9 protein-coding genes and 1 pseudogene are annotated in these 6580 nt (G+C 57.9%); 3 read left to right on the top strand and 7 right to left on the bottom strand.

Going from position 1 to position 6580, the window contains the following annotated elements; genetic code table 11:
• Window positions 1-653 (top strand): IS256 family transposase (locus ACGYK9_RS18105; protein ID WP_394414392.1); only part of this gene is annotated, 653 nt, incomplete at its 5' end.
• A 22-nt stretch (window positions 654-675) separates the two neighbouring features.
• On the opposite strand, the gene ACGYK9_RS18100 is transcribed toward ACGYK9_RS18105, so the two are convergent.
• From ACGYK9_RS18100 to ACGYK9_RS18085, 4 genes and pseudogenes are all read right to left on the bottom strand, one after another.
• The gene (locus ACGYK9_RS18100) at window positions 676-1038 is read right to left on the bottom strand and encodes a DUF3768 domain-containing protein (RefSeq protein WP_394414395.1); all 363 of its coding nucleotides are present in this window, start codon (window positions 1036-1038) and stop codon (window positions 676-678) included.
• An 87-nt stretch (window positions 1039-1125) separates the two neighbouring features.
• A complete protein-coding gene (locus ACGYK9_RS18095; RefSeq protein ID WP_152494632.1) occupies window positions 1126-1335 on the bottom strand; it encodes a DUF6330 family protein in 210 nt (69 codons plus the stop codon).
• A 23-nt stretch (window positions 1336-1358) separates the two neighbouring features.
• A pseudogene (locus tag ACGYK9_RS18090) lies at window positions 1359-2297 on the bottom strand (ArdC family protein).
• A 40-nt stretch (window positions 2298-2337) separates the two neighbouring features.
• The gene (locus ACGYK9_RS18085) at window positions 2338-2823 is read right to left on the bottom strand and encodes a hypothetical protein (RefSeq protein WP_394414398.1); all 486 of its coding nucleotides are present in this window, start codon (window positions 2821-2823) and stop codon (window positions 2338-2340) included.
• A gap of 445 nt (window positions 2824-3268) precedes the next feature.
• Between ACGYK9_RS18085 and ACGYK9_RS18080 the strand changes: the two genes are divergently transcribed.
• Together ACGYK9_RS18080 and ACGYK9_RS18075 are read left to right on the top strand one after the other, a co-directional pair.
• On the top strand, window positions 3269-3619 hold the full coding sequence (locus ACGYK9_RS18080; RefSeq protein WP_394414401.1) for an MbcA/ParS/Xre antitoxin family protein: 351 nt from the start codon (window positions 3269-3271) through the stop codon (window positions 3617-3619).
• Window positions 3619-4131 (top strand): RES family NAD+ phosphorylase, encoded by a 513-nt coding sequence (locus ACGYK9_RS18075; RefSeq protein ID WP_394414403.1) that lies wholly within the window; start codon window positions 3619-3621, stop codon window positions 4129-4131. The genes ACGYK9_RS18080 and ACGYK9_RS18075 overlap by 1 nt, the downstream gene beginning before the upstream one ends.
• Here ACGYK9_RS18075 and ACGYK9_RS18070 read toward each other — a convergent pair.
• From ACGYK9_RS18070 to repC, 3 genes are all read right to left on the bottom strand, one after another.
• Window positions 4049-4873 carry an IS3 family transposase gene (locus ACGYK9_RS18070; protein ID WP_394422654.1) on the bottom strand — a complete coding sequence of 275 codons (825 nt, stop codon included), beginning with the start codon at window positions 4871-4873 and terminating at the stop codon, window positions 4049-4051. The genes ACGYK9_RS18075 and ACGYK9_RS18070 overlap by 83 nt on opposite strands.
• 87 nt (window positions 4874-4960) lie before the next feature.
• Window positions 4961-5362, bottom strand: a complete 402-nt coding sequence (locus ACGYK9_RS18065) for a transposase (protein ID WP_394422646.1) — start codon at window positions 5360-5362, stop codon at window positions 4961-4963.
• Window positions 5363-5427: 65 nt separating this feature from the next.
• A complete protein-coding gene (gene repC, locus ACGYK9_RS18060; protein ID WP_394414409.1) occupies window positions 5428-6483 on the bottom strand; it encodes a plasmid replication protein RepC in 1056 nt (351 codons plus the stop codon).
• Between the last annotated feature and the right edge of the window lie 97 nt (window positions 6484-6580).

Genomic DNA, 6580 nt, shown 5'->3' with positions numbered 1-6580 from the left:
CCTTGGCGATCCGTCCAGACGGCACCCGGGACGTTCTGGGGCTGTGGTTCCAGGCCAACGAGGGTGCCAAATTTTGGTCAAAGGTTCTGAATGATCTACGTCACAGGGGCGTTCAGGACATTCTGATTGCCGTGGTCGACGGCCTCAAAGGCTTCCCTCAGGCCATTGAGGCAGCTTTCCCGGAAGCCCAGGTTCAGACGTGCATCGTTCATTTGCTGCGCCACTCTATGAGCTTCGCCAGCTACAAGGACCGCAAGGCCGTGGCGACAGCCCTGAAGGCAGTCTACACCGCCTTGGACGTCGAAGCGGCAGAGACTGCGTTGACCGAGTTCGAGGAGAGCGATCTGGCCAAGCGCTATCCGGCCATTGCACCGAGCTGGCGCCGAGCCTGGAACGAGGTGATCCCGTTTCTCGACTACCCGCCCGAAGTGCGCCGCTTGATTTACACAACGAATGCCATAGAAGCCTTGAACTCAAAAATCCGGCGTGCGGTGCGAACCCGAGGCCACTTCCCGAGCGATGAGGCGGCAGCAAAGTTGATCTACTTGGCGCTCAATGCTACTTCCGCCGAGTGGAAGCGATCTGTGCGTGAATGGCACCGCGTTAAAAGCCAACTCGCCATCATGTTCGAAGAACGCTTTCCCATGGCGTAACTAAAGGCGTCAGGGCACAAAATTACGCACACTCCCTGGTCGTGGGATTGTCCGGGGTCTCAGCCCCGTAGCGAAAATCGGAATCCGCTTCGTACAAGTCCAGTTTCCAGAACACGGTCTCGCCCCGGATCTCGACCGCCCCGAAATCGTGCCATCCCTCGGGATCATTCTCAGGCTCGAATGTGGCAAACTCACCGGTCGCCTTCACCGCCTCGGCCATGAAGCCATCGCCGGCCTCCATAAGCGAGCGGGTGACGTGCATGCGGCCCGGGATCGGCTGCGCGGGCGCCACTCCAAGGCACGCGAGCTTGCGAAACGCGTCGTTCTGCGCTGCGATCACACTCAGATCCGGGCGGTCTGTCTGAGGTTGTGCGGTAATGGTCATAGGGCTCTCCGTTGAGAAGTTGAAACACCCTTCCCAAAGCCTGCTTTTTCTTTTCCGCGGGGCGGAGGAACCGAAGCAGAAGGTGCCCTACCCGAACAGCCCCTTGGGTCTGTAATTCGGGTTGGGGATGGTTTCGATCCAACCCCCTTGTTCCTTGATGCTCTCAAGTGCCGCCGAGAGCGGATAGGCGCCCTCGGACGGGCTCCACCAATAGGCACCGCGTTTGAAGGTGATGATCTTGCGGCGGCCGTCGTTGAAGCAGGCCACCCGCAGCGTCTTGGGTTCCTTACGTGACATGGGCATCTCCGTTCTCCCTGTGGTCAGGCGGCCTCGGCGCTGCTCCCTGCCCTGCCCGCTTCCGATATGGCGATCAGGTAGTCGCAGGCACGCTGCGCATCCGCGGCGTGGCGGAAGATCGCACCTTTGTCCGACCGAAGAACGCGCAACCAGTTGTGCAGGTAGGCGGCATTCATCTCGAGCGTATGCGCCGTGAAGCCGAGCGTCTGGCCGAGGAATACCGAGGTCAATTCCGCCACGATCTCCTCCCGCGAGTAGGAGGTGTTGCCAAACTTCGAGAACCCGAAATTGCGCTTCAACCGATGCGGGGCTTTCGTGGCATGGGCCAGCTCATGCGTCCAGACCCCGTAGAAATTGCGCGGGTCCGGGAACCGCGTGATAGATGGCATGTAGACCTTGTCCACGGGCGGCAAATAGTACGCCTCCGTCCCCGTGAAGACGGTTGTGATGTCGATGGCATCGAAAAACGCCTGCATGTGCTGGATTGGCTCGGACGGCGGATGCTCGGGCACGGGCTCCTGATCGGGGAAGAAGCTGTCGGGTAGGCCCTCGATCTGGCAGGCATTGAACACGCGGTAGGATTTCTAGAAGCGGAAGATCCGGGCTTCCTCGAAGTGATCATCGCTCTCCCCGTGGTCATCCTCGCCGCCCGCGTCTTTCCGGCTTTGACCGTAATAGACGACGACAGAGGACTTCTCGCCCTTGCGGACCTTCGCATCCAACGCATTGGCTTGCGGCAGCGTCATCCAGAAGGGCGAGCTGTGGCCCGCCATCACGGTGAGCATCGTCAGCAGGAAGTTGTTGACCCCCTGATAGGGCTCACCGCCCACGCGCAGGGGGCGTGAGCTGCCGCCTGCGGTCCAGGGCTTGCGCCACGGCAGGACGCCGCGCTCGATGATGCGGATGATTTCGTTCGTGATGACCTCGGAGGCATCGAATTTGGGCGTGCGGGATCGGGCCATGGCTGGCCTCCTTTCGTGTGTGGGTGAGTGGGAATGGTGATCAGGTTGACTGGCGGGGGCGCGGATCGTTGGCGATCCGCGCGCCGAGCTTTTCGACCATGTCGATGTAGGTGGTCAGCGAGACAGCCCGGCCAGGACCGCAAGGGTCAGGGTCGACCGATCCGTCTCGTGTCACACGAGGCAGGTTCGCGAAGGCGATGCCATCGGTGACGGGTCGGATATCGATGAACGGCGTGCCTCGTGCGACCGCTAGAGCGGCCAAGGGAAAGCGCTCGATCGGCGCGAAGGTCGACACGGTGGTCCAACCGAGATGGAGGAATGTCCCACCCTCCCCGCAGATCACATGCGCGTTTGGCAATGACGCCGCCTGCCTGAGATAGCCGAGATCGCGGAGAACGGCTTTCCGCTCGAGCTTCCGTGCCAGCCCTGTCTGACCGGCTCGGCGCAGCTCTCTATGCCGCCACCAGGAGGCAGCGGTCGCGCGCAACACGCGCAAGACACCTGTTTGCATGGGAATGCCCTTCATCCGGAAAAACAGACCGGAACCCGGCCCGGACCCATCTGAGGGACCCCAAAGGCCCTCATCCGTCAGTCACAAAACCCGAAGGACACTTTCACTTTCCAACCGCCAACTGGACCGCGGAATCTGACAAGGGACCGACACCACCGCGGTTCCCAAGGACTTCATGCAGTCAGTGCCGGTTGGGGTCCAAGATCGGCAAGGGATATCGGCAACCCCTGCTCGACCACAGCAGTCTTTGGCGTATTATCAATAACTTATCTGATGCTCTCGATCGGCAAAAAACGCGCCTACTGCGACTTTTCAGGCCCAAAAATCAGGATTTCCGGCGTTCTGAGCAATGCAGAGTTACGAATTAGCATGGGAAACGAAGGCACAGCGCCTCCTGACAGCTTGAAATTCACCAATAATGGCGCTATATACAGTCAGTATCACTGTAGGAGCATAGATCATGCACATCATGAACTTTGCTGAAGCTGGGCAATTCGAACCGCGCAAGATCGCCGCGGCACTACGCACGTCAGCAGAAGAGATCGCATTGACCGTCGGTTTGGGCAAAGACGCGTTGCAGAGGCGAACCCGCATCGGTTCGGACAAGACGCAGCGCCGCCTGCGCGAACTGGTAGAGGTGCTGAACAAAGTCGAGCCCCGCTTCGGCTCGGAACTGATGGCCTATGCATGGTACCGGTCAGAGCCCCTGCCCGGCTTTGATGGCCGGACAGCCATGCAGCTGGTGCAGGAAGGCAAAGCTCAGCAAGTTCTGGAATACATCGATGCGGTCGATGCGGGCGTCTTTGCCTGATGCCTCTGAAAGATGGGCGCTACACAGGGCCACTCTATCGCGCCCTGAACCCGGTCTATGCCCGCGCGCCTCTGTCCGGACGAGGCGCTGAAATCTACGGAGGGCGCTTTAACGCAAAGGGCACCCCGGCCCTTTACACATCGCTGGATCCCATGACCGCTCTTAGAGAAGCCAACCAGGTCGGCAGCCTGCAACCCACGATCCTGGTGTCCTACAAGGCCGACCTTGGGCCTATTTTCGATACCCGCCATCAGGACGGACTTGACCGGTATGGCGCGACCGAGGCGATGCTTGCCGACCCTGCATGGCGCATGAAGATGCTCGATGGCCAATTGGTGCCGACACAGGAGTTAGCACGCGCCCTCAATGCGGATGGGTTTGCAGGGCTTCTGATCCAGAGTTTTGCCAAGGGCGCGTCATCATCGGACTTCAACATCGTTTTGTGGGGCTGGGCTGGCAAAAACGGTTCTTTGGAAGTTGTGGATGACGAAGAACGGCTGTCACGCATGTGAGTTGTGAGACTTGGTGCCGGATCTGTCCACCGCGGTGGACATCGGCCGGTCGGAGAAACACGGAATGACCGCGCAGTAGCGCCCTATTGGAATTTGGCTCGGTAGCTATGATGCGTGTGGAAAGACCGCGGGTCATCCCGCCGTTACCCATGTTGGGCCGTTCGTGGTAGTAAGACCAGAGCCACTCCGTGGCAATCTGCTGAACCGCCTCAATGCTTTCGAAAATGTAAAGGTCCAGCCATTCGTGCCGGACCGTCCGGTTGTAGCGCTCGACATAGGCATTCTGCTGGGGCATGCGGGGTTGGATATAAGACAGGGTGATGCCCTTGTTCTCAGCCCATTCCATGAGGGTGCCGCTGATGTATTCCGGGCCCTTATCGAAACAAATTGTTCCAGGAGCACCGCGCCATTCGATGATCTGGTTCAGCGCCCGCACGACCCGCTCAGCAGGCAGCGAGAAGTCGATCTCGATGCCCAAGCTCTCGCGGTTGAAATCATCCAGGACATTCAGCAGCGAAGACTGGCGACCGTCGCCGAGGCGATCCGCCATTAAGTCCATCGACCACACCTCGTTCGGTGCGTCCGGCACAGCCAGCTCATCAGGTTTGTCCCGCTTCATCCGTTTGCGCAGCTTGATCCTGCGGTTCAGTTCCAACTCGCGGTAGATCCGATACACCCGCTTGTGGTTCCAGCCATGCCCTAGACGTTGCGCAGGTAGAGAAAGCACAGACCGAAGCCCCAGCTCTTCTTCGCTGCTATCAGCCCTAATAGCAGATCCGCGATTTGCTCGTTCTCATCGTCTAGGTTGGGGCTGTACCGATAGCAGGTCTCACTGACGTCGAACGCCCGGCACGCCAGCGCAATGCTGACCCCTTCCATCGCCACCGCTTTCACGGCCAACTCTCGTCGCTGAGCTCGCCGTCTCATTTTTTCCAAGCGCCTCCTTCAGGAGGTCATTCTGCATGCTGACGTCGGTATACATGCGCTTCAGGCGTCGGTTCTCCTCGGCCATCGCCTTCATCTCGCTAATCAGGCTGGCGTCCATGCCGCCGTACTTCGCCCGCCATTTGTACAGCGTGGCGCTGCTCATGCCATGTTCCCGGCACAGTTCGGCGGCAGGCACAACGCCCTCCATCTGGCGCAGCACGCCCATGAACTGCGCCTCAGTGAATCGTGTCTTCCTCATCGGAATCTCCTCGTTCATCCTGCCGAGAAAATTTTTCTTCCGCATCTCCTTTAGATCGGTGGGTATTACCATTGGACTAGTTGCCAATCAGACGTCCACCGCGGTGGACACTAGGCGGTTTGCATAGCAGTTTTAGATAGACGCTTGGTCAAAGCCATTGGATCAAACTGGTCTTGACGTTGGCCCAAGGTAATACTGTGAAAATACGCTCCAAAGTTCCTGATGCGTTTTCCAAGTTGTAGCATGATGAAGATCGCGCATGACGCTTTCTGAGCTCCGACTGCATCCTTGGCTTTTTCGAATGTATTTGGGTGAATCCCCATCATGGGCGCAAGTGTTCGAGCATGGTTTTCAATGTCCAACCAGTTTCTTAGCCTCTCTGTGGAGAACGACGTCGCTTGATCGCAAACTGAGGTTAGCAAGTCTGGTTTCAGAGCTTCATTGTCTATGTTGCTATCTAAATCTTTTTTTTCTTCTTCAGACTTAGATTGGTGCCGGACAGTTTGTCCGTCATTGGCGGGCAATTTTACAGTTTCTGGTGGGTCATCTGGGGTATACAAAGTCTGGCATTCTCTGTCTGTGTCTGCGAGTAGCGCGTGGTATTCAGGGAGGCTCAGCTTCCTGCGTAGAGCTCTCCGTGCGTGGTTGATGAATGTGTTGCTGGGATCATGCTCTTCCAAGTGGGCGAGTTTTGTGAGGATCTGTTTGCGGGCAAATGTCCGATCCCGCCGGTTATTTTCCATCTCATGTGCGATGGCGATAAGCTCGTTCGCACGTTGGAGGAGGGGGGTTAGAGATAGTCCATAACTGATGCATTCCCCGCTGGACGAGCGAACGCGGTAGCGCTTTCGGTTCGAGCTGTCATTGCGCTTGACGAAACCGAGTTCAACGAAACGGTTGATGTGTCTGCGAAGGGTCCGTTCGTCGATACCGCCGACGCGCTGGCAAATCGAGTCGTTGGACGCGAAAACCGTTTCGCCATGGCCGGGCTTCAAGAAACTGAGCATGGCTTGAAGTGTTTGGATATGGCCAGGACGCAGACCGAATACGCTACGTGCATCTCTCAGTGCCCTGAAGATGGTCCAGATGTCGGTTTCAGCCGCAAAAATTGAGCCGCAAGATGCATCAGCACCAGCGGTTCTAATCGATAGTTTTGTAAATGCCATGGTTTGTTCACGACGACCGTTCGGCCCACAACTTCCCAGTCTTTTCCCAAGATTTCGCTCAGGAAAAGGCAATAAAAATCCGTCCACCGAATCGGTG

Origin of the sequence: Sulfitobacter sp. 1A15258, from assembly GCF_043557045.1 — a bacterium.
GTDB classification, from domain to species: Bacteria; Pseudomonadota; Alphaproteobacteria; order Rhodobacterales; family Rhodobacteraceae; genus Sulfitobacter; species Sulfitobacter faviae.
This window is presented reverse-complemented; position numbering and strand designations above follow the sequence as displayed.

Excerpts from the sequence above, each read along its gene's own strand:
- ACGYK9_RS18065 (WP_394422646.1), bottom strand. The coding sequence starts at position 5,362 with ATGCGGAAGAAAAATTTTCTCGGCAGGATGAACGAGGAGATTCCGATG.
- ACGYK9_RS18085 (WP_394414398.1), bottom strand. The coding sequence starts at position 2,823 with ATGAAGGGCATTCCCATGCAAACAGGTGTCTTGCGCGTGTTGCGCGCG.
- repC (WP_394414409.1), bottom strand. The coding sequence starts at position 6,483 with ATGGCATTTACAAAACTATCGATTAGAACCGCTGGTGCTGATGCATCT.
- ACGYK9_RS18080 (WP_394414401.1), top strand. The coding sequence starts at position 3,269 with ATGCACATCATGAACTTTGCTGAAGCTGGGCAATTCGAACCGCGCAAG.
- ACGYK9_RS18095 (WP_152494632.1), bottom strand. The coding sequence starts at position 1,335 with ATGTCACGTAAGGAACCCAAGACGCTGCGGGTGGCCTGCTTCAACGAC.
- ACGYK9_RS18100 (WP_394414395.1), bottom strand. The coding sequence starts at position 1,038 with ATGACCATTACCGCACAACCTCAGACAGACCGCCCGGATCTGAGTGTG.
- ACGYK9_RS18075 (WP_394414403.1), top strand. The coding sequence starts at position 3,619 with ATGCCTCTGAAAGATGGGCGCTACACAGGGCCACTCTATCGCGCCCTG.